This is a genomic window from Vibrio spartinae, from assembly GCF_024347135.1.
Classification (GTDB): Bacteria; Pseudomonadota; Gammaproteobacteria; order Enterobacterales; family Vibrionaceae; genus Vibrio; species Vibrio spartinae.
On record NZ_AP024907.1, the window covers coordinates 3,756,118 to 3,776,630 of the forward strand.

Below are 20,513 nucleotides of genomic sequence, written 5' to 3' on the forward strand. Positions count from 1 at the left end.
ATGTCAGATAATTATCACTTGCAGTAGGACAATTTTTATCAAGAACAACGTTATGATGTTACGATGATTTCACCTTTGCAGCGAAACCAGAAGTCACACGCAATTGTTCAAGAATAGCAGTCCAGTCTTGACGTCCACGTCCTGCCGCCCGGGCAGCACTGTACAGTTCACGAGAAGCAGCACCACAAGGCATCGGGACATGCACCTGATTCGCCAGATCGAGAGCAATCCCTAAATCTTTATGGGCCAGGTCAATCATAAATACAGGAGAGAGATCACCGGCAAGAACTTTACCCGGCCATGTGGTGGTAAAATGGCCTTTGCCGGCAGGTGTGCCACTCATAACTTGCATTGCGGTATCCCAGTCCAACCCTATCGCTTCAGCCAGTGTTGCCGCTTCTGCTGAGAGCGCGTTCAGCGCGATACTCATATAGTTATTGATGATTTTAACGCGGATACCTTTTCCCGCACCGCCCGCATCAACCGTCTCAGAGCCCATGCAGTCGAATAACGGCTGAGCCCGCTCGATTTGTGCTTTCGTACCGCCGGCCATAATCAGAAGCTCACCCCGGACAGCATGCTCTGACGTACGACCGACAGGTGCTTCCATCATGGCAAACCCTTTATCGGTCATGGCTTGAATCAGTGCATCCGTTTCTAGTGGATGGATGGTTGACATATCAATCACGAGCGCATCTTTATTTAAAGTCGATACCACGCTGTCCTCACCAAAAAGAACATGGTTTACAAGGGTACCATTGGGCAACATCGTCACCACAAATTCAGCATCCAAAGCCGCATCAGCGGGTGATGTCGCTGCGGTAGCCCCTTGTGTCACGAGTTGCTGGACAGCCCCCTCATTGATATCGAAAACTTTGAGAGCATGTCCCCCTTTGAGCAGATTCAGCGCCATGGGCATTCCCATCTGGCCTAAACCAATAAAACCAATTGCCGACATATTGTTATTCCTTCACATAGATAGATAAGTGAAAAACAATATAAAACATTTATGCGGACTCTCTCCACAACAAATGTCACATTTTGTCCATTTTTGTTTGTTTTAGTTATTTTGTGATAAAAATCCCAGCCAAATGTCAAAAAATAATTATACTGCGCTATCATCACGCTGGCTGTATCAGCCAACAGTAACGAACCAAGAGAAAGACGATGACGATTGCATGTATAGGTATTACGGTACTCGACCGAATTCAACGGGTAGAAAGCTTACCGGACAAGGGTGGCAAGTATATTGCCAAGGATTACTTTGAAGTCGGTGGCGGCCCGGCGGCAACCGCGGCTGTTGCTGTTGCAAAATTAGGTCATGCGGTCGATTTTATTGGCCGCTTAGGTCAAGATAGTGTCGCAGAAACGCTGCTGACAGAACTGAAACAATACGGTGTCAATACAGACAGAACTGTCCATATTCACGAGGCATCCTCCGCATTTTCAGTGGTACTGGTTGATGATCAGGGCGAGCGGATCATCGTCAACTATCAAGATCCGTCACTCAGTCGCGATCCAACCCCGCTTGAAAATATCGACTTTTCCCGCTATACCACGATTCTCACCGATGTGCGCTGGCCAGAAGGCGCTGAGTATGCCCTGCAACAAGCGAAACATTATGGTATTCCGTCGGTTCTGGATGCGGATATGTCCCCGGATCCGATTGACTCACTGGTCAAACTTGCTGACCACGTCGCATTTTCTGAACCTGGGTTAGAGAAATTTACCGGTTGTGCCGACCCGATAGAAGGGCTCAAAATAGCTCAAAAACAAACATCGGGAAAAGTCTATGTTACCGTTGGCTCTCAAGGTTGCTACTGGCTAGAAAATCAGGAGCTATGCCACGAGCCGGTTATCAAAGTTGACGTTGTTGATACCACTGGAGCCGGGGATGTATTCCATGGGGCGTTGGCCGTTGCCGTAGCCGAGGCTAAACAAAGCCGTGAAAGTATTGTATTCTCAAATACCGTAGCAGCGTTAAAATGCACCAAAAGGGGTGGTCGGGAAGGAATCCCGACTCGGGTTGAAGTGGATCAAAAACTACAAAAATAAACAAAGCGAAGGGTTAATGTGACTAATCCCAGACAAGATAAATTAATTCATTTAGTCAACGAAAAAGGGTATTACGGCGTCGAAGAACTCGCAGAGCTGTTGGAAGTATCAACGCAGACGATTCGCCGTGACATCAAAAAACTCAGTCATGAGCGACTGGTGATTCGCCACCACGGTGGTGCAAGCTCTCCGGCCACCAAGAATAACCTTGATTATGAAGTACGTAAGGTTTCCGGCACGGCCCAAAAACATGCGATTGGCAAGGCGATTGCGGATCTCATTCCTGATAATTCGACTGTTTTTATTACGATAGGCACAACGGCAGAAGTGATTGCCAGTTATTTGGCACAGAAAAATAATTTACAGGTCATTACCAACAGCCTTCGCGTTGCCAATGTACTGCATACCAACGCGTCTATCGATGTGCTGATCCCGAGCGGAAAAATTAAAGCGTTTAACGGGGGGATTGTCGGTACGGAAGCAATTGATTTTATTGCGAACTTCCGGTTCGATTATCTGATAACCAGCGCGGCATCGATTGATGTTGACGGCACATTACTTGAGTATGATCTCAACGAAACGATGATCACTCAGATGGTGATGAAATCAGCACGGCATGTCTTGGTTGCCATGGATTCGAGTAAGTTTATCCCACGCGGATCAATCACTTTAGCCAACATCAAAGATGTCGGTTACTTCTTTACCGATACCCAGCCTAGCCCCACCATTGAGGCCGTTGCAAAACAAAATGATACCGAGCTGGTGATCTGTCCGTAATGACGCGCCAGTGTTCTACGCATGCGCATACCGACTAACGAACTGAATGCTAACGAACCAAATGACTAACGAACCGAAAATAGGCAGAGCCACTCTGCCTGAAACTGTTTCTGATATAAAATGCTGCCGGTATACCGCTCTTATCGAATCATGACTTGGTAGAAAAACGGTATATCGTTTTCTCTTCGAAGACCTCGCCCGGATTCAAACGTGTTGTCGGAAAATGGACATGGTTCGGACTGTCAGGGTAATGCTGAGTTTCGAGACACAGCCCCTGATTCGATTGGTAACGCTGACCATGACGACCGATCCAATGTTTATTCGATAACTTAAATCCATTGTAGAATTGAACGGCAGGTTGCGTGGTAAGCACCGTCATCAATCGCCCGCTTGTTGGCTCATACAACGCTGCGGCATAGTGGTATTCCCCCTCTTTCTTGAGGCCATCTAAGATAAAGTTATGGTCAAATCCGGCGTCGTCTGTCCGGGACAGATTAGCGCTAATACGCGTTGCTGCCGTAAAATCCAGACCGGAGTCCGTCACCGCACAAATTTCACCGGTTGGAATCATTTGCTCGGTCACCGGGGTATAGAAACGGGAAAACAGTTGTAGCTCATGGTGATTCACGGTTCCTGAATCATGTCCCGCAAGATTGTAATAGCTATGGTTCGTCAGGTTGACGACGGTCGGCTTGTCCGTGGTCGCCTGAAAGTTGAAATGGACTTGATTCTGTTCATCTAAGCCGATGGTATGCCGAACCTGCAATGTGCCCCCATAACCGGATTCACCATCCGGAGAAATGCGACTCAGATGGAGATAGATCGCATCATCTTGTGTTTCGACCGCAAAATCCCAAACGTATTTATCAAAGCCTTGCTGTCCACCATGCAAATGCTGTTGGGTGGCCGGCTCGTTTCTTTCCAGTTGAAAGGCTGTGCCATCGATGGTGTAGCGACCGTCTTTTATCCGGTTTGCATACCGTCCTGCCAGTGCACCAAAAAATGGATGTCCCTCGACATATTTGTCCAGACATTCATATCCCAGTACCACATCAGCCTGATGACCATCACGATCCGGTGTTTCTATCGATGTCACGATACAGCCATAGTTGGTGACACGCAGGATCATTCCCTGACTGTTTTGCAGAGTGATTAACTTCACCGGTACGTGTTGTCCCGCAATCTGTCCCCAGTTTTCAATATTCAACTTCACGCGCTTATCTCTTTATTGGTTTATTCATATGCTTGGTTTATTCATATGATTGGTTTATTCATATTCGTGATTTGATGCCCATTTTCAGAGTGACGGCTCAGACACAGACCTTGGTGCTTTAATCATGCTGAAAGACCGAAAGCAGGTTAATTGATTATACAAAACCGGTCACAACCATCTGCGTTTGTTGTCACAAAATGAAAACAACCAAACACATTCGGACAAAATGTGACAAATTCGATGGTAATTATTTTTGATAAATTTATAGTATATGGACATTCACTCAGTTCAAAAACTCAGGATATATGGACACCACAATACTATTCATCTCGATGATTATCGCGCTGGCAGGTTTCACACAGGGACTGACTGGGTTCGGGGCGGCTTTAGTCTCTGTTCCGTTACTCTCACTCCTTGTTACAGCCCAGACAGCAGTACCGATTGCCGCCATTTTCGGCTGGTTAGTCACCCTGCCCGTCGTATGGAAAATGCGTCATTCGATCCAGCGACAGACGGGCCTCATTCTTTTTGCCGGCTCCATCCCGGCATCATTCGTTGGCGCGAAATTACTCGCAAACATGCCATCCCAGTACATTTTGATCACCATGGGAGTGGTTCTTATTGTATCCAGTATTCACTCCATGACCTCGAAGAAGCCATTGTTTAAAAAGACATCGGTACCGATAACGATCGGGGCTGGTTTTACATCCGGGGTATTAGGTGCCAGTGTCGGAGAATCCGGTCCACCCGTGATTGCATACACATCGATGCAGCCATGGACAGCCGATCAAACAAAATCAACACTCGCCTTTTTCTTCATGCTACAAATGATCGGGGCCAATATCGGTTTCTGGCGAGAAGGCCTGATCACCGACACCGTCGTCTCACATGTCATGTCTGCCATGCCGGCTTTTGCCATTGGCCTGACCGGCGGTATGGTGGGGTATCACTTACTCCAGAAATATAAAATTAATTATCACCGGATTGTGCATATTTTTCTGTTGGTCATCGGGTGTGCCCTTGTGTTTAAAAATGTCAGTTTTTAAACACGGAGAATCCGTTTGAATCCAACAAAAAAGGCGGCTTTCTTAAGAAAGCCGCCTTTTGATTTGAGTCCGGTTTACAAGCTGTCAGGCCTACAAACTGTTAGGTTTACCAACGATCCAGTTTACCAACAGTCCGCTTTACAAACCAAGTTGATGCGCCGTCAGAATCGCGGCATACACCGAGTCAGCCGTGACTGGGAATGGCATGTTATGGATGGTCTCGCCTTCTGCGCATGATGCTTTCGCAACATCCATCAGTTTTTCATGGTTCAGCTCTTGAACGCCCATTTCATAGAGGTTTGTCGGTAAACCGACGGTACGGCAGAAGCACAGAACCTCATCAATCTCTGATTGTGGCGCGTTCTCAAGCACTAGCTGAGTCAACGTACCAAAGGCAACTTTCTCACCATGCAACAGGTGATGACACTCTTCCAGCTTCGTCAGACCATTATGAATCGCATGTGCAGCAGCCAGACCTGAGCTTTCAAAACCGATACCGGAAAGGTACGTGTTCGCTTCAATAATGTTTTCTACCGCTTTGGTCGCCACACCATTTTCAACCGCAACTTTGGCTTTTTCACCATCGGCAATTAACGTGTCATAACATAACTTCGCCAGTGTCTGAGCCGCCCGGGTCGGTAAGCCGCCCGCCATTGTGGCTTTATTCGACAGACCATTCGCACGCGCTTCAAAGTAGGTTGACATCGCATCACCCATCCCGGCAACCAATGTGCGAACCGGCGCTGCCGCGATGATCCCGGTATCCATAATCACCATATTCGGATTTGACGGGAACATCAGATATTCGCTGAACTCTCCCTCTGGCGTATAAATGACCGCCAATGCAGAGGTCGGCGCATCGGTTGATGCAATGGTTGGCACAATCACGACTGGGATTTTCGAGTAATACGCGACTGATTTGGCGGTATCCAGTGTTTTCCCGCCACCGATACCAATGATCACATCGTTTTCTTGAGTACGGCATACATCGACCAGACGCTCAATTTCCACCCGAGAGCATTCACCGCCAAATATATCAAAGCTGGTCTTGAGGCTTTTACCTTCACAGCTCGCTGCAACACGTTCACGCGCTAACCCCATCACGAAGTTATCCGCAATGGCTAATGGTTTCTGACCAAACACCGAAACATATTGACCAATATTATCCAGTGCACCATTGCCCTGAATGTACTTACTTGGGGAGATAATAATCGTGTCCATAACTGAATCCTTTTTTATGCTTAATTTTATAGGCGTGTACGACCAACCCGGCCGTCACCTATTTGGATGAAAACTGGCGAAAGACAACTTCAACGGCAAAAGCACCGGGATCTTTGTTACCAGACAGGTTGTCACTGTTCAGATAAGAGGAACGACCTGCTTTCGCGTGTGTCATCACAACTGTCGCTTCGGCACCGGCTTTGGCGGCATCAATCGCTGCGGCAAAACCATCTTGTTCCCAAGCGTCCAGCGCCGGAGAAAGCGCATCGATCATGGTGCGATCACCGGGTTTTGCCCCGCCATAAGCCATCATCTGCTCAAGACCGGATTTCAGCGCTTTGGGGAGAGAACCATGCTGTTCATAATCGCGACCAGCCGCGGTGAACAGGATCGAAAGTAACACACCGGATGATCCTCCCATGACGGATGTCAGGCAGTCTGCGATAGTGGTCATTAAATGAGCTTTATCTTGTAACGGTAGCTGTTTTGCTGCCAACTGCGCGAATACCTGACGAGCGCCGGCGGCAAATGTCGACCCGGTGTCACCATCGCCGACAATCGCATCCAGATGATTCAGCTCCGCTTCGATATTAATGATTGATTGACAGACTCGCTGCAAAACCACCGCTGTTTCTTCATCGTGAGACGGCTCAAACGTTTTCTTATGAATCGGGTTATCACACGGAGTCACAGGCAATTCACGACAGTGGGCCACACCCGGCCAACCAGCCGTCTCGACCTCAGATGAGAGTGCTTGAGCGATATCGTCTGTCAGTTGAATCGTTGAAAGCGAGAAACCTTTCATATCAACGGCTGTCATTAACGCACCGGTGATCATCAACTTCGCCTGTTGGCCCAGCGCTGATGCCATGACTTCGTTCGCCACAATGTTCATCTCAATCGGGGATAAGCCACCGAGGTTATTGAGTAAAATTGCATGCTCTGTGGTCGGTTTAGCCTCTGTTAACTTACTGACCATCATCGCAACGAGAGCTTTGGCTTTCGGTAAATCAATGGTCTCAATGCCGGGTTCACCATGAATGCCCAAACCAAGCTCTGCTTTGCCTTGTGCAATACGCTCGGCGCGTTCTGTGTCTCCCGGTAAAGAACAACTGGTTAATGCCACACCGATCGAGGCGATTTTCTCATGAGCTTCCAGAGCTGCCTGTTTTACTTGCTCAAGCGTGCCACCGTTTTCAGCCACATAGCCTGCAACTTTCTGTACCAAGAGCGTGCCGGCAATCCCGCGGGGTTGGGGGTTTTCCGGAATAGAAATATCATCACCGACGACGACCAAATCAACGTGACGTCCCATCTCTTTAGCTTTCTCAACAGCAAGCCCGAAATTGAGGCGATCGCCAGTGTAATTTTTGATGATGACTAAGCATCCGGCCTCTCCTGTCACATGCAAAATAGCACTCAGCACAGCATCGACACTCGGGGCCGCAAACAAATCACCACACACCGCAGCGGTAAGCATACCTCTACCGACAAAGCCGGCATGTGCCGGTTCATGACCAGAGCCGCCGCCACAAATCAGCGCGACTTTATCTTTGTGCCAGTCATTACGCGCGACGACTTTGATACCGTTATCAAAATCAAGCAGGGTTAAATTATCACGGCAAGCGGTGTACAACGTGCCCCGAATCGAATCCATCACGAAAGATTCTTTATGATTAAAAATTAGCTCAGACATAGCGTTTCACTTTTCTTTAAATAAGTCGGGATTGCCCCTCCGGCTCCCGGAGGGACACATACATTTCATGTCAGGTTGAAAATCATGCGTGGACTGACGATCGTCAGTCCTATGACAGACAGTTCGTTCTATAACAGACAGTTAGTCCTATAACGGACAGTTATTCCCATAACAGACAGCTAGTAGCGGCTGATCTCAGCCAGCAACCGCGCATCTTTTGACTGTTGACGATAAAATACTGGGGGTTGCCCGATCGGTGCATCGACTTCAACCCAGCCACCGGTATACGTTTTACCGGACCAGACATGAACCCATTCATCTTCCGGCAGATAGAGATGTTTCACGGTTTCACCCTGGTTATAAACCGGTGCGACCAGTAAATCACGACCAAACAGATATTGATACTGTATATGATAGGCTTCGCTATCTTGCTCATAATGCATAAACAGCGGACGCTGTACCGGAATACCTTTTGTCGCATTCTCAGAGACTGCTGACTGAATATACGGTTTCAGGTGCTTGTAGATTTTTGTCATCCGCGCTAAATGAGCCATCGTTTCCGCATCAGTGTCGTATTGATGATTGTCATCAGGGCGGTTTCCTTCATGGCTGCGCATCAGCGGTGTAAAGGCGGCCATTTCAGCCCAGCGTTGGAACAGTTCTTTCGACCGCTGATTACCATGCAAGGTCGTGTAACCGCCGATATCGCTATGACTGATACCGTTGCCCATCAGCCCCGCAGATAACGCTGCCGGAATAACCGAAGCTAAACCATCATCTTTTTCCCAGATAACAGACTGATCCCCCGCCCATAAGGCGTGGCAATGCCCCTGAATCCCGGTCCCGCCGGCACGCATGAAGAACAGAATATCATTCGTTTTACCGGCTTCTGCAACTGCTTCATGCTGCACTTTTGCCCAGCGGTAAGGCCATTTGTTATGCTCTATTTCTGCACTCTCCCCGTTGAATAAAGTGCAATCAGTCGGTAAATATTCACCGAAGTCGCCCATCCAACCGTCCAGTCCAAAATCAATCATGTTGTGACGAATGATATCTTTGTACCATGTGCACGCATCCGGATTGGTAAAGTCAACCACGCCGCAATAGAACTCGCCAAAATCAACAAGGTATTTTGAGCCATCACTCTGGGTTGCCAGATAACCTTGACGCTGCGCCTCGTTATAAAGCGGAAAGTCTTGCAACACATAGGGGTTGATATAACCGAGGAAACGAATACCTTGCGCTTTCAATTGATGGATTTTGCTATCCAATTCCGGGTAAAGCGCTGCGTTCCACTGCCAGTCCCATTGCAAGCGTTTACCAAATGAGGTCATCTTGATCCCTTGCCAGTCCTGACACCAGACACCCGCCACCTCAATGCCAGCCTCTTTTGCGGCGGCGATTTTATCCAAGGTAATCTCCGTGCCGCCCTGAATACCTAAAATGACGCCGTTATATACCCATTCAGGCAATTCTGGCTGACGCCCAAATACATCGGTAATATTAGTCATTAATTCAGGAAATGAATCTTCAGCATCCAATAATAAATACTCAGGAATATTCCAGCACTGTAGTTCATGATAGGGTGCGTGAGTAAAATCAAAATCAGCGTAAGCGGTAGTTTCTAAATGGCAGAAGTATTTTTTATCTGACACAAAAGTCGGTTGCGGATAATTGGTATTGTAATAATTCCCACCCGCTTTATCTTTAACGTCAGCTTGCCATGTCGTGTACGTATTTTTGTTACGACCAACCCCGGGCTCTGAACTCCACAGCGGGAAGTTTTTGCCACGCAAATTAAAATAACTCAACTGCTCACCACACCCGTAAACCGCTTCATCCTCAGCCGCAGCGATGCGAATCCAGAAACGGTTATAGGTTTTATCCAATGCGGTAAATTCTATTTTCAGTCGTTTTTCTGCGGTTTCAAACACCCGTGCCGTCAGTGCATACTGACCATTCAGACTAAAGGTGATCACACTATCATCAGAATTTTCAGTCACGGTAAATTGTGTGAGCGGCAAACGCTCAGTGAGATAGTCTTTAATATCAAAATTCCCACGATACATATCGAAGGTACTTTGACCCACACCTAAATAAAATGCAGGACTTGTTGGTGTGTGTTCTAAAATAACTCGACCCTTATGGGTGATTTTAAAACCAGTATGACTATAGGTCAGTTCCATAATGGCGGCTTCCAAAATTTTGAGAAAATAAAGGTGCACTCAGAATAAAGTGCACCTGATTGTTTTTAATATTTTCAGGATGTAGCTATAAAATTAATTAAGCTGAAGTTTGTAGTTTGCTTTAATTTTCATTTCGCATGTATTAATTTCCTTCTCGAAACGCTGTAGCCATTTTTTACCTTCCGCTCCATTTTCTTTCAAAAATTCAGTTTTAACGGGTTCGGCAGCAACTCTAAATGCGTCTTTCTCTTTTGCTGTCGGGTTATAAATAACACCACCAGCCTTTTTAAATTCTTCGTAAGCGGAGTATTCTTTATGTTTGGGATAGGCACGTAAATATTGGTTCTGGGCAGCAATCCCATCGACAATGACCTGTTTCAGATCATCCGGGAATGCGTTGAATTTCTTGTCATTAAAGACCCAAGCGCCCCCCATGTAGCCGTGCCCATCCAGAATCATGTAACGAAGACTCTCATGGAATTTGTTCATGATGATGTCAACAATACCGTTCTTCGTTCCGTCGACCATGCCGGTTGACAGTGCCGTATAAACTTCAGGCCATGCAATCGGTGTTGGAGCCCCACCCAGGGCTTTGACTAAATCCTGCTGGGTTTTGGCCGGAACAGTACGCAACTTCAGTCCTTTCACATCTTCCGGTTTTTTTACCTGCTTTTTAGTGGTTGCGATATTACGCCAGCCACCTGAGTTTGATACCGCCATCAAGCGCACATTTGGCGCATGTTTTATAATCTCTTTGCGTACATCGCTAATGAGCTGTTCATCGTCATAAACACATTCTGCCACGCGATCGTTTGGCAAGAGATAAGGCAGATCGAATGCACCGATCGGCTTCCAAAAGTTACCCAGCTCAGGAATTGTGGTTTGAAAATAGTCAAACATCCCGGCCTGTACCCCGGCGATACACTCTTTTGCATTAGAGCACAACTGGCCTGAAGGGTAGATATCAACTTTGATTTGGCCATTTGAGCGAGATTCAACATAGTTTTTAAATACCAGCAGTGATTGGTGGTTATAACCATCGGTGGAGGTGACATGAGGCACCGTTAATTTGTATGTTTCAGCGTTGGCAGCCCCGGCAAGCGCAAGTGAAGCAATCGCCAGGCTCAGTAATGTCTTTTTCATATATTTTCCCTTTTACATTATTGGATTATTGATTCCGACTCTTCTTATTATGCTTTATTCCGTCGAAGAGCAGTTTTTATAATTCTTAGATAACTCACGAGAGTGAGGCTAGTCACAACCTTATTTTGTGTTCCATTATCGTGAAAAAATATAATCAATTTAAAATTTCACAATGAAATAATATCGTTCTGAAAATATGTATCTCAACACACAAGTAAAGTGCAACGAAATAACGAATATGACCTTAAGCAATTCATCTTGTTGCATTGCAATATCACAACAAAATAGCGAATAAATATGAATCAAATGCCATACCTTGAATATGGTAATAACCGGTGCACGAAAATAGCCCGTAAACAGATTGACACCTGTAAAGAGAGCACCCCATCAATCAAAGTAAACCGAACAATAAAACCAGCAAAAGACATCAATGCGCTTATTTTCGTTCCCACATACTTGACTATAAAAAACCTGATCGATTAGTTATAATGAAAAAAATTCAGTTTTTGAGTCCAAAACGGAATGGATATAGATTTACTTCGCACTTTCTGCCAGCTTGCTGCTGATAAAAACTATCGTGTCGCTTCAGAGCACCTATATATTACGCAGTCTGCACTCACCAAAAAGATCAAGCGGCTAGAAGAACAGCTCAATGTGGTATTATTTGATCGAGGTCGCCATGGGGCAGCATTGACCCCGATGGGAAGCGTCCTGCTACCGGAAGCGAAACGTGTGCTGAAAGGATTTGAGTCATTCCGGACTCTGGCTGCATTTGTCGCTGAGGGCACCTCAGGGCATCTGAACATTGGTTATGGTATTTCTTCATTTCATGAAGCCCCCGAGTACATCGCTCGCTTCAAGCAGAACTATCCGGATGTTCATGTCACCCTCAATGATTACCCATCTCATAAACTGGTCGAAGAACTCCTGAGCGGCAATCTGCAACTGGGGTTTGATCGTCTCCCGGTCGAGCCGCCATTAACCGCAATCCCCCTCTTCTCTGATCGGCTCTCCATCGCCATTCATCAAGAAGAAAATATTGATGAACAACATTTATGGCAGTCATTGAGCCATCATCATTATCTTGCGCTCAGTCGGGATAAAAACCCGACGATGAACAAACATATCACCACTTATCTGTGGGAAACGCAGCAAAGACCGAATGTTGTTGAAGAAGCAGACGACATTATTACCTTGCTTGCTTTAGTCTCTGCCCGTTTGGGTTACACCATTATTCCGGCAAGCGTTGCACGTATCAGTCAGCCACAGATCCGCTTTATTCCGTTAGAAGGTGATCATGCTAAATGGTTGGTCGGTTTGTTATGGAATGCTAATTTTTCCGACCCGGTACGGCGCGCGTTTATTCAGAAAGTGGAAGAAGATACTGAAACAACGCAATAATGTCGGAGAGAGCTCAGAGGACAGCGATATGCCTTTAGAAACATGACTTTCTTGTCGATGATTTCCCAGCCGTTTTTCATTTTCACCAAGACTTATCGCAGCTCAGCCTCTGGGTGCGCTGGTCGCAACCAGAGGCTGACGACAATAAAAAGGCGTCCGGCGCCAATAGTCGCCTAATGTTTGCCCCAGTAACCCATTTTCCGGGCAATCCAGGTCATGAGCAGTAATACCACGACAATCGCGAAAAAGTTCGAACCAGACTCGGGGTACTGCGCTTTGACAAAGGCCGAGTGACCAAAAGCACCGACAAAAAAGCAGGCGAGTCCGACCAGCGGAAAATCTTCAGAGACCGGCTGACGCAAGTACTCTTGATACAATGCCTGAACAGCGAGAATTAACGCGATCCAAGGAAAAATAGAAAACGTGATTTCACTCATTGTCATAGAAGACAGAATGGCATCACCACATACGCCGACAATAAAAGCAAGAATCAGATTCTTGCGCTCTGAAGTATTTTTTTGACTCGACATTAATCAACTCCATCTCTCTGTTGATGTTTACGCGCAGCAGCCCGATAGCTTGCCGCACCTTTGGCAATCATTCTTAACTGAACAATTAATCGTTCTGCCAGTTCGTCCCGCTCACTCTTATCCAGATCCATCGCTTCTGCGCCTGAGCTAAACACCAGTGTCACGGAAGCTTCTGCCTGAGGCGCTGCAATTTCTCGCGCTAAGCCATTGAGGACAAGGTATTCGGTCAGTTCGGCAGAAAAATGTTGGATCTCTCTGGCAACGGCTGCCCGAAAGTCATAAGACGTTCCGGAGCGTTCTCTCAGCAATAAACGAAACACATTGGGACTGTTTTCAATAAATTCCATGAAGGTCTCGACCGAGGTGCGAATCACACTGCCTTTGGTCGCAATACGCTGTCGTGCCTGGCGCATCAGTTGTCGCAGTAATAATCCCCCTTCATCAACCATCGTCAGCCCTAACTCATTCATGTCACCAAAATGGCGATAAAATGAGGTCGGAGCAATACCGGCTTCTCTGGCGACCTCTCTCAGGCTCAAACTGGAAAAACTCTGTTGTGCGCTCAATTGGCGAAATGCAGCATCAATTAATGAACGACGGGTTTTTTCTTTCTGTTGAGCACGGATTCCCATGGCGTACAATTCCTAAATCACAGCTAAAAACAATCTACTATAACGCGAATTACTTTTTTATCGATAAACAATATCTCATCCCGCCCAAAATTGTCTATTCAAACTGATTTCACGCGACTATCAACGATCATGATCACTGCTCACATAGCAGAACAGCGACACAGGTAAACAATACGTTACAATGATCTGTTACAATAATGCGTTACAATATAAGTACCAAAAAAAACCAACGTATATTCATCAGGAAGTCATATGTCAGAGACTCATCATTTCGATGCGATTGTCATCGGTAGTGGTCCCGGCGGTGAAGGTGCCGCGATGGGGCTAACCAAAGTAGGGCTGAATGTCGCCATCGTTGAAAAAGAGCAAAGTGTCGGGGGCGGATGCACCCATTGGGGCACGATTCCCTCAAAAGCCTTAAGACATGCCGTCAGCCGTATCATCGAATTTAACAGCAATCCGCTGTTTTGCCATAACAACACCAGCCTCCATGCCACATTCCCCAATATTTTGTTACACGCCAAATCCGTCATCGATAAACAGACGCGATTACGGCAGGGGTTTTATGATCGCAACAAATGTACGTTACTGTTTGGTGTCGCCCAGTTTGTCGATAGTCACACCATCGAAATTCTTCAGCCTGATGGCAGCAAAGAACGTTATACCGCAGATAAATTTGTGCTCGCCACCGGTTCGCGCCCCTATCAGCCTGATGATGTCGATTTCAATCACCCTCGGATCTACGATAGTGACTCGATCCTCAACTTGGAACATGATCCGCGCCATATCCTCATCTATGGTGCTGGGGTAATTGGCTGTGAATATGCGTCGATCTTCCGTGGACTTGGGGTAAAAGCTGACCTGATCAATACCCGTGACCGTTTATTATCTTTTCTGGATAATGAAGTCTCAGATGCGCTGTCATACCATTTCTGGAATAACGGTGTGGTGATTCGTAATGATGAAACCTATCAAAGCATTGAAGGTTGCCAAGACGGGGTGATAGTTCACCTGAAATCAGGCAAGAAAATGAAGGCTGACTGCCTGCTCTATGCCAACGGCAGAGCGGGCAACACGGATCGATTAAATCTTGAAGTACTCGGATTAGCCGCTGACTCTCGTGGTCAACTGGCCGTCAATCGCAGTTATCAAACCGAGGCGGAACATGTTTATGCCGTCGGTGATGTGATTGGCTACCCGAGCCTCGCCAGCGCGGCTTATGACCAAGGCCGGTTCGTGGCACAAATCATTGCATTCGGGGCGAGTAACAGTCAGCTAATTGAAGATATTCCGACCGGGATATACACCATTCCTGAAATCAGTTCCGTCGGCAAAACCGAGCAGGAGCTGACCAATGCCAAAATCCCTTATGAGGTGGGCCGTTCTTCTTTTAAACATCTGGCACGCGCGCAAATTGCAGGTACGGATGTGGGGAGTTTGAAGATTTTGTTCCACCGGGAAACCAAAGAGATCCTCGGGATTCACTGTTTCGGTGAACGGGCTGCGGAAATTATTCATATCGGTCAAGCCATCATGGAACAAAAAGGCGCCGCCAATACCATTGAATATTTCGTCAATACGACCTTTAACTATCCAACGATGGCGGAAGCCTATCGGGTCGCGGCATTAAATGGGTTGAACCGCCTGTTCTAATCGAGAGGCAATTTACTTGCAGGCTTCACTTGCGCAAGGGGTTTTGTCTTTCCGTCTTTGATGCTTGGTTTTGTCTCGTGGCCGGTTTTTTTTGCACACTCGGTTTTTTACACGCTCGGTTTTTTTGCACATTAAGCCTGCCACGATACGAGCAATACCTCATTACCAATGACAATGAATCACAACTGGCGTGTAACGGAATTGGCAGCTCGTCAGGCGACACACCAAACGCTGCCATATTTTCCAACGTCGGCAAGGATAATTTAATGGTGAGACGCTGTGTACCGCTTTGATCCACGGTAAACAGTTCAATACCGCATGCTCTGGTGCAGCAAAGCCATGTTGGTAAGCCCCGGATCCCAGCCGTTGCCCTAAACGTGTCCCGGTTTTATCGCCGGCCAGCAGTAAACACGCATGTGCATGAGGAAAGGTCAGCCCGAGTGTCTTGATAAAAGCGGCCACGTGCTCTGACTGCGTTTCAAGCAACGCATGTTCACAAAGAATCAAGACCGGGACAGACTCTGAAATATTGATGGTTTTTAACCACGTCAATGAAGTAACGCTGCCACTCATATGCTGATAACGTTCACTGGGATGGAATAATCGTTGTCGCCAGATCAAATGCTCAGACACATCGACTTCCAGCCAATGGCAACGACCATTATCAACCCGATAAAACCGGGTATCTAAGCCGGCACCGACGTTGATCACCCAAGCATCCGGATAGGTAGAAAGAAACTCACGAACCTGTTGATCACAGATTTGAGTCAGCGTGACGTGTAATAGCTGCTTTTGATCAATATTGCCACTCCGGCAATCGGGAGCAACCTGACAGGATAAGCAGGCTTGGGCAGCAATCGGATCATAGATCAGGCCGTTGTCTGCTAAGCTTTCCCGGCTTCTGAACCAAAGCGGCTCAATGAGATGTGCGGGAATTTGATAGTGTTCTCTATGCTTCCGGCAATAATATGACATTGTCATTATCCTCTAAAGTCGGCTTAGATGATAATGAATATCAATTCCATTAGCAAGCTATTGAGATCCATTCTCAATAACTTGCGCTGTCAGATGTGTGCCCATCTATTTCACCATTGATCGGTTACATTCAATTGATCGGCAACATCCAATCGGTCAGTTACATCCAATCAGTATTCCGGATAATTCCGACGGCGACCCCTTCAATGGTCAATTCCTGAGAAGTGAGATCCACCTCTATGGGAGTAAAGTCTTCATTTTCCGCATGTAACAACACTTTGGCGCCCTGGCGATCAAGTCGTTTCACCGTGACATCATCTTCGACACGGGCAACCACAACCTGACCATTTCTGACATCCTGCGTTTTATGCACGGCCAGCAAATCACCATCCATGATGCCAATATTTTTCATACTCTCACCATGGACTCGCAGCAGAAAATCAGCTTGAGGTTTGAACATGGCGGGATCGACCTGATAGTGTGCTTCCACATGTTCCTGCGCCAGAATCGGTTCACCCGCGGCAACGCGGCCAATCAGTGGCAGACCCTCTTCAACCGAATCATGCGCTGAATTGAGCAGAATGCGTATGCCACGCGAAGCGCCCGGAACAATTTCAATCACTTGTTTACGCGCAAGCGCTTTCAAATGTTCTTCAGCCGCATTGGCAGAACGGAACCCCAATTCTTTGGCAATTTCAGCGCGAGTCGGTGGCATTCCGGAATCTTCAATCCGGCTTTTGATCAAATCAAAGACCTGTTGTTGGCGTGGTGTTAAAGGCTTCATAATTCACCTGTCTTTTTATACAGTTAACTGTGAGTATATCCAGTATTCTGATAAATGAAAAGTGAATCTTTCAAACCCAGTCTTTGAAAGACTTAGAATACAAAAATATCGACCCAGATATAGAGCGACATGAAAATCGAGAGTAATACGGCTGCAGACCCCATATCCTTGGCCTGTCCCGCCAATTGATGGTGCTCAAACCCGATGCGATCGACAACTGCCTCAATCGCACTATTCAACAGCTCCACGATCAAAACCACCAGCAATGAACTAATGAGCAGTAAGCGTTCGATTTGGGTCACATCGGCGAACAAGGCGATCGGTATCAGGATAAGGCACACGATCAACTCTTCCCGAAAAGCAGCTTCACCAGTGATCGCGGCACGAATGCCCTGATAGGAATATTTCGCTGCGTTCAATATACGTGTTACACCTTGAGCGGGTTTCTGTTGCATATATTTTTCCGATTAATGAGTGTGAATAGGGACATCTGGACAAGCAGAAAGAATCCTATCACGACGGTGGCAGAGAACTGTAGTGGTACACAAAAATAGTCGTGAATAGTAAAAGGTTGCCCCTGTTTCTGTTATTCTAAACCACATTCCGGCGACTAGGTTGACGTGATTGATATTGTGACAATCTGGTCCCTATTTCGTTATTCATTCTTGAGAGTCCGAGCTTTTATGTCAGTCCGACAATCAGTATCACGTTCGCTATTAACTATCCCTGTATCTGCTTTGACCAAGAGCACGGTTGTTCCTGCCGATCCCATCGCAGATCACCATATTGATCTGGAGAAGCCCATCGTCTATGCGCTCCCGTTTCAATCGACCGTCGATCTGCTGACTTTAAAACAGCAAACGGAGAAACTAGGGCTACCGGATCCATTTCAACCTTTAGAAATTGATGGTAAAAAACTCACGCGTTATATTTTTATTGCCTCCCGCCCAACGCTGATTCGCAGCGATGACGATGTACCATACGGCTCCGTCACTCAGTTCACAGAGTTACTTGCATTGCATCAAGCCAATTCTGAGCTTGATATTCAGTTACTGCCGACATCCGTCCTGTGGGGCAGAAAACCCGGCAAAGAAAACCAGAGTAAAGCTTATCTGGAACCCATGAACGGCCCACAAAAGGCCAAAGCGGTATTGCTGTCCGGCAGAGACTGCTTAGTGCGTTTCAGCCCTGTGGTTTCTCTGCGCTATATGGCAGACAGCCACGGCACGGATGCCGCCATTGCCCATAAAGTTGCACGGGTCGCCCGGATTCATTTTTCACGCCAGAAACTGGCAGCCTCAGGGCCGCAACTGCCGGAACGTGAAGTATTATTGCAACGGTTGATGCAATCCCAAGCCATTCGCCATGCGATTAATGACGAAGTTAAAACCAAAAATATTTCGCAGAAAAAAGCGCAGAAAGAAGCGCTGAAAATATTGGATGAGATCGCAGCAAACTTCTCTTATTCTCTCGTGCGTAAAAGTGATCGCTTGCTGAAATGGCTCTGGAACCGAATCTATCAAGGGATCAATGTGCACAATGCGGCGCGTGTCCGCCGTCTGGCTCAAGATGGCCATGAAATTGTCTATGTGCCGTGCCACCGGAGTCACATGGACTATCTGTTATTGTCCTATGTGCTCTATCACGAAGGGATGGTTCCTCCCCATATTGCTGCGGGGCTGAATCTGAACTTTTTCCCGGCAGGGCCGTTATTCCGTCGCGGCGGGGCGTTTTTTATCCGACGCAGTTTTAAAGGCAATAAGCTTTATTCGACGATTTTCCGCGAATATCTGGCTGACTTGTTCGCGAAAGGATACTCCGTTGAATATTTCAGCGAAGGGGGACGCTCGCGAACCGGACGCTTACTACCCGCCAAAACGGGAATGCTGGCGATGACGATCCAAGCCATGTTAAGAGGTCTCAACCGCCCTGTCACTTTGGTGCCCGTGTACATTGGCTATGAACATGTCATGGAAGTTTCGACCTATGCCAAAGAACTGCGCGGTAAGCAGAAAGAAAAAGAAAATGCCAGTCTGGTGATCCGGACAATTCGTAAACTGAAGAACTTCGGCCAAGGTTATGTCAATTTTGGCGAACCCATCTTGCTCAACCAGTTTTTGAATGAGGAAGTGCCTGACTGGACCAAAGATATTGATCGGGTTGGGAGCAGCCGTCCTCAGTGGATTACACCGCTTGTCAATCAACTCGCCACCAAAGTAATGACCCGTGTCAATGATGCTGCGGCAGCAAATGCCATGACGCTATGTGCAACCGCGCTGCTCGCTTCCCGTCAGCGTGCGCTGGCCCGGGAAAACTTGATCAAACAGATCGACTGTTATCTTGAACTGTTACGCAATGTCCCTTACTCGGAAACGATGACCGTTCCGGTAGATAGTGCTGAGACATTGGTGGAACATGCGACGTCTCTCGATAAGTTTCTTATCGAATCCGACAGTATTGGTGAAATCATCTCACTGGATCGACATCAATCGATTCTGATGACTTACTATCGAAACAATATTATTCATCTGTTGGCATTGCCGTCACTGATTTCTCAGATATTGGTGAGCCATCAATCGCTATCGCTCGATACGCTGCGCAATTATGTGGCGCTTATCTATCCATTCATCAAGCAAGAGTTGTTCCTGAGTTTCCAACCGGAAGCACTCAACAATCATATTGATGCTTATCTGTGCGAACTACAGCGTCAGGAATTAATCCAATGTGAAGATGACACGGTGTCGATCAATCCGGCCAAAACACAAGTGTTAATCTTACTCGGCAGAACGATTTCCGAAACACTACAGCGTTATGCGATTACGTTAAATTTACTGGTCTCGACACCGGATATGACGAAAAGCGAGCTCGAAAAAAATAGTCAGGAAATCGCCCGTCGGCTGGGACGGCTCCATGGTATTAATGCACCGGAGTTTTTTGATAAAGGTGTATTTACGGCCTTAATGACCACGCTGAAACAGCAGGATTATCTCAATCATGATCAGCAACTCTGTGCGGAAAAGTGTCAGCAATTGTCTGAACTGATGTTCACCTTGCTCTATCCTGAAATCCGCTTAACCATCAGAGAGAGCATCTATCTGATTGAGTAAATCAGTGCTGGGTAAACCTGTGTCGGATGAATCGATGCTGGGTGAACCTGTGTTAGAGGTAAACATTGAGGCTCGGGATCATCCGGGCAAAAAG

Annotated in this window: 17 protein-coding genes; 6 read left to right on the forward strand and 11 right to left on the reverse strand. The window is 46.9% G+C overall.

All coding sequences use genetic code 11. The features are described from left to right. Positions 1-58: 58 nt before the first annotated feature. The gene (gene yihU, locus OCU60_RS16710; RefSeq protein ID WP_074374742.1) at positions 59-958 is read right to left on the reverse strand and encodes a sulfolactaldehyde 3-reductase; all 900 of its coding nucleotides are present in this window, start codon (positions 956-958) and stop codon (positions 59-61) included. A gap of 209 nt (positions 959-1,167) precedes the next feature. On the opposite strand from yihU, the gene OCU60_RS16715 reads away from it, so the two are divergent. Both OCU60_RS16715 and OCU60_RS16720 read left to right on the forward strand, forming a co-directional pair. Then, positions 1,168-2,055, forward strand: a complete 888-nt coding sequence (locus tag OCU60_RS16715; protein ID WP_074374741.1) for a PfkB family carbohydrate kinase — start codon at positions 1,168-1,170, stop codon at positions 2,053-2,055. A gap of 18 nt (positions 2,056-2,073) precedes the next feature. Beyond that, entirely contained in the window at positions 2,074-2,832 is a 759-nt protein-coding gene (locus OCU60_RS16720) for a DeoR/GlpR family DNA-binding transcription regulator (protein ID WP_074374740.1), read from the forward strand. 148 nt (positions 2,833-2,980) lie between these two features. Here OCU60_RS16720 and OCU60_RS16725 read toward each other — a convergent pair whose 3' ends face one another. Next, entirely contained in the window at positions 2,981-4,045 is a 1,065-nt protein-coding gene (locus OCU60_RS16725) for an aldose epimerase family protein (protein WP_074374739.1), read from the reverse strand. Between the two features lie 305 nt (positions 4,046-4,350). Between OCU60_RS16725 and OCU60_RS16730 the strand changes: the two genes are divergently transcribed. Continuing rightward, positions 4,351-5,091, forward strand: coding sequence for a sulfite exporter TauE/SafE family protein (locus OCU60_RS16730; protein WP_074374738.1), 741 nt, complete (start codon positions 4,351-4,353; stop codon positions 5,089-5,091). A gap of 138 nt (positions 5,092-5,229) precedes the next feature. Here OCU60_RS16730 and OCU60_RS16735 read toward each other — a convergent pair whose 3' ends face one another. The 4 genes from OCU60_RS16735 to OCU60_RS16750 all read right to left on the reverse strand — a co-directional run bounded on the left by OCU60_RS16735 (position 5,230) and on the right by OCU60_RS16750 (position 11,337). Next, the gene (locus tag OCU60_RS16735) at positions 5,230-6,312 is read right to left on the reverse strand and encodes a glycerol dehydrogenase (protein WP_074374737.1); all 1,083 of its coding nucleotides are present in this window, start codon (positions 6,310-6,312) and stop codon (positions 5,230-5,232) included. Positions 6,313-6,370: 58 nt separating this feature from the next. Then, the gene (locus OCU60_RS16740) at positions 6,371-8,008 is read right to left on the reverse strand and encodes a dihydroxyacetone kinase subunit DhaK (protein WP_074374736.1); all 1,638 of its coding nucleotides are present in this window, start codon (positions 8,006-8,008) and stop codon (positions 6,371-6,373) included. Between the two features lie 179 nt (positions 8,009-8,187). Next, a complete protein-coding gene (locus tag OCU60_RS16745) occupies positions 8,188-10,194 on the reverse strand; it encodes an alpha-glucosidase (protein WP_074374735.1) in 2,007 nt (668 codons plus the stop codon). A 93-nt stretch (positions 10,195-10,287) separates the two neighbouring features. Continuing rightward, positions 10,288-11,337, reverse strand: a complete 1,050-nt coding sequence (locus OCU60_RS16750; protein WP_074374734.1) for a TRAP transporter substrate-binding protein — start codon at positions 11,335-11,337, stop codon at positions 10,288-10,290. 522 nt (positions 11,338-11,859) lie between these two features. Between OCU60_RS16750 and OCU60_RS16755 the strand changes: the two genes are divergently transcribed. Then, entirely contained in the window at positions 11,860-12,738 is an 879-nt protein-coding gene (locus tag OCU60_RS16755; protein ID WP_074374733.1) for a LysR family transcriptional regulator, read from the forward strand. 173 nt (positions 12,739-12,911) lie between these two features. Here the strand turns inward: OCU60_RS16755 and OCU60_RS16760 are convergent, their stop codons facing one another. Both OCU60_RS16760 and fabR read right to left on the reverse strand, forming a co-directional pair. Then, positions 12,912-13,268 (reverse strand): YijD family membrane protein, encoded by a 357-nt coding sequence (locus tag OCU60_RS16760; RefSeq protein ID WP_074374732.1) that lies wholly within the window; start codon positions 13,266-13,268, stop codon positions 12,912-12,914. Further along, positions 13,268-13,900 carry an HTH-type transcriptional repressor FabR gene (fabR, locus tag OCU60_RS16765; protein WP_182287877.1) on the reverse strand — a complete coding sequence of 211 codons (633 nt, stop codon included), beginning with the start codon at positions 13,898-13,900 and terminating at the stop codon, positions 13,268-13,270. Before fabR ends, OCU60_RS16760 begins: the two co-directional genes overlap by 1 nt. A gap of 252 nt (positions 13,901-14,152) precedes the next feature. Between fabR and sthA the strand changes: the two genes are divergently transcribed. Then, positions 14,153-15,553, forward strand: coding sequence for a Si-specific NAD(P)(+) transhydrogenase (gene sthA, locus OCU60_RS16770; RefSeq protein WP_074374730.1), 1,401 nt, complete (start codon positions 14,153-14,155; stop codon positions 15,551-15,553). A 162-nt stretch (positions 15,554-15,715) separates the two neighbouring features. Here the strand turns inward: sthA and OCU60_RS16775 are convergent, their stop codons facing one another. The 3 genes from OCU60_RS16775 to OCU60_RS16785 form a co-directional block, all read right to left on the reverse strand. Beyond that, positions 15,716-16,528 carry a class I SAM-dependent methyltransferase gene (locus tag OCU60_RS16775; RefSeq protein ID WP_074374729.1) on the reverse strand — a complete coding sequence of 271 codons (813 nt, stop codon included), beginning with the start codon at positions 16,526-16,528 and terminating at the stop codon, positions 15,716-15,718. A gap of 160 nt (positions 16,529-16,688) precedes the next feature. Then, the gene (gene lexA, locus OCU60_RS16780; protein WP_074374728.1) at positions 16,689-17,312 is read right to left on the reverse strand and encodes a transcriptional repressor LexA; all 624 of its coding nucleotides are present in this window, start codon (positions 17,310-17,312) and stop codon (positions 16,689-16,691) included. Positions 17,313-17,404: 92 nt separating this feature from the next. After that, positions 17,405-17,767 carry a diacylglycerol kinase gene (locus OCU60_RS16785; protein ID WP_074374727.1) on the reverse strand — a complete coding sequence of 121 codons (363 nt, stop codon included), beginning with the start codon at positions 17,765-17,767 and terminating at the stop codon, positions 17,405-17,407. Between the two features lie 228 nt (positions 17,768-17,995). On the opposite strand from OCU60_RS16785, the gene plsB reads away from it, so the two are divergent. Continuing rightward, positions 17,996-20,419: a glycerol-3-phosphate 1-O-acyltransferase PlsB gene (gene plsB, locus OCU60_RS16790; protein ID WP_074374726.1), complete on the forward strand. Its 2,424-nt coding sequence runs from the start codon at positions 17,996-17,998 to the stop codon at positions 20,417-20,419. Positions 20,420-20,513: the final 94 nt, after the last annotated feature.

What these genes read in the sequence shown, in the direction of transcription:
- yihU (WP_074374742.1), bottom strand. Translation starts at nt 958, where the DNA reads ATGTCGGCAATTGGTTTTATTGGTTTAGGCCAGATGGGAATGCCCATG.
- OCU60_RS16715 (WP_074374741.1), top strand. Translation starts at nt 1,168, where the DNA reads ATGACGATTGCATGTATAGGTATTACGGTACTCGACCGAATTCAACGG.
- OCU60_RS16730 (WP_074374738.1), top strand. Translation starts at nt 4,351, where the DNA reads ATGGACACCACAATACTATTCATCTCGATGATTATCGCGCTGGCAGGT.
- OCU60_RS16735 (WP_074374737.1), bottom strand. Translation starts at nt 6,312, where the DNA reads ATGGACACGATTATTATCTCCCCAAGTAAGTACATTCAGGGCAATGGT.
- OCU60_RS16740 (WP_074374736.1), bottom strand. Translation starts at nt 8,008, where the DNA reads ATGTCTGAGCTAATTTTTAATCATAAAGAATCTTTCGTGATGGATTCG.
- OCU60_RS16745 (WP_074374735.1), bottom strand. Translation starts at nt 10,194, where the DNA reads ATGGAACTGACCTATAGTCATACTGGTTTTAAAATCACCCATAAGGGT.
- OCU60_RS16750 (WP_074374734.1), bottom strand. Translation starts at nt 11,337, where the DNA reads ATGAAAAAGACATTACTGAGCCTGGCGATTGCTTCACTTGCGCTTGCC.
- OCU60_RS16755 (WP_074374733.1), top strand. Translation starts at nt 11,860, where the DNA reads ATGGATATAGATTTACTTCGCACTTTCTGCCAGCTTGCTGCTGATAAA.
- OCU60_RS16760 (WP_074374732.1), bottom strand. Translation starts at nt 13,268, where the DNA reads ATGTCGAGTCAAAAAAATACTTCAGAGCGCAAGAATCTGATTCTTGCT.
- fabR (WP_182287877.1), bottom strand. Translation starts at nt 13,900, where the DNA reads ATGGGAATCCGTGCTCAACAGAAAGAAAAAACCCGTCGTTCATTAATT.
- sthA (WP_074374730.1), top strand. Translation starts at nt 14,153, where the DNA reads ATGTCAGAGACTCATCATTTCGATGCGATTGTCATCGGTAGTGGTCCC.
- OCU60_RS16775 (WP_074374729.1), bottom strand. Translation starts at nt 16,528, where the DNA reads ATGTCATATTATTGCCGGAAGCATAGAGAACACTATCAAATTCCCGCA.
- lexA (WP_074374728.1), bottom strand. Translation starts at nt 17,312, where the DNA reads ATGAAGCCTTTAACACCACGCCAACAACAGGTCTTTGATTTGATCAAA.
- OCU60_RS16785 (WP_074374727.1), bottom strand. Translation starts at nt 17,767, where the DNA reads ATGCAACAGAAACCCGCTCAAGGTGTAACACGTATATTGAACGCAGCG.
- plsB (WP_074374726.1), top strand. Translation starts at nt 17,996, where the DNA reads ATGTCAGTCCGACAATCAGTATCACGTTCGCTATTAACTATCCCTGTA.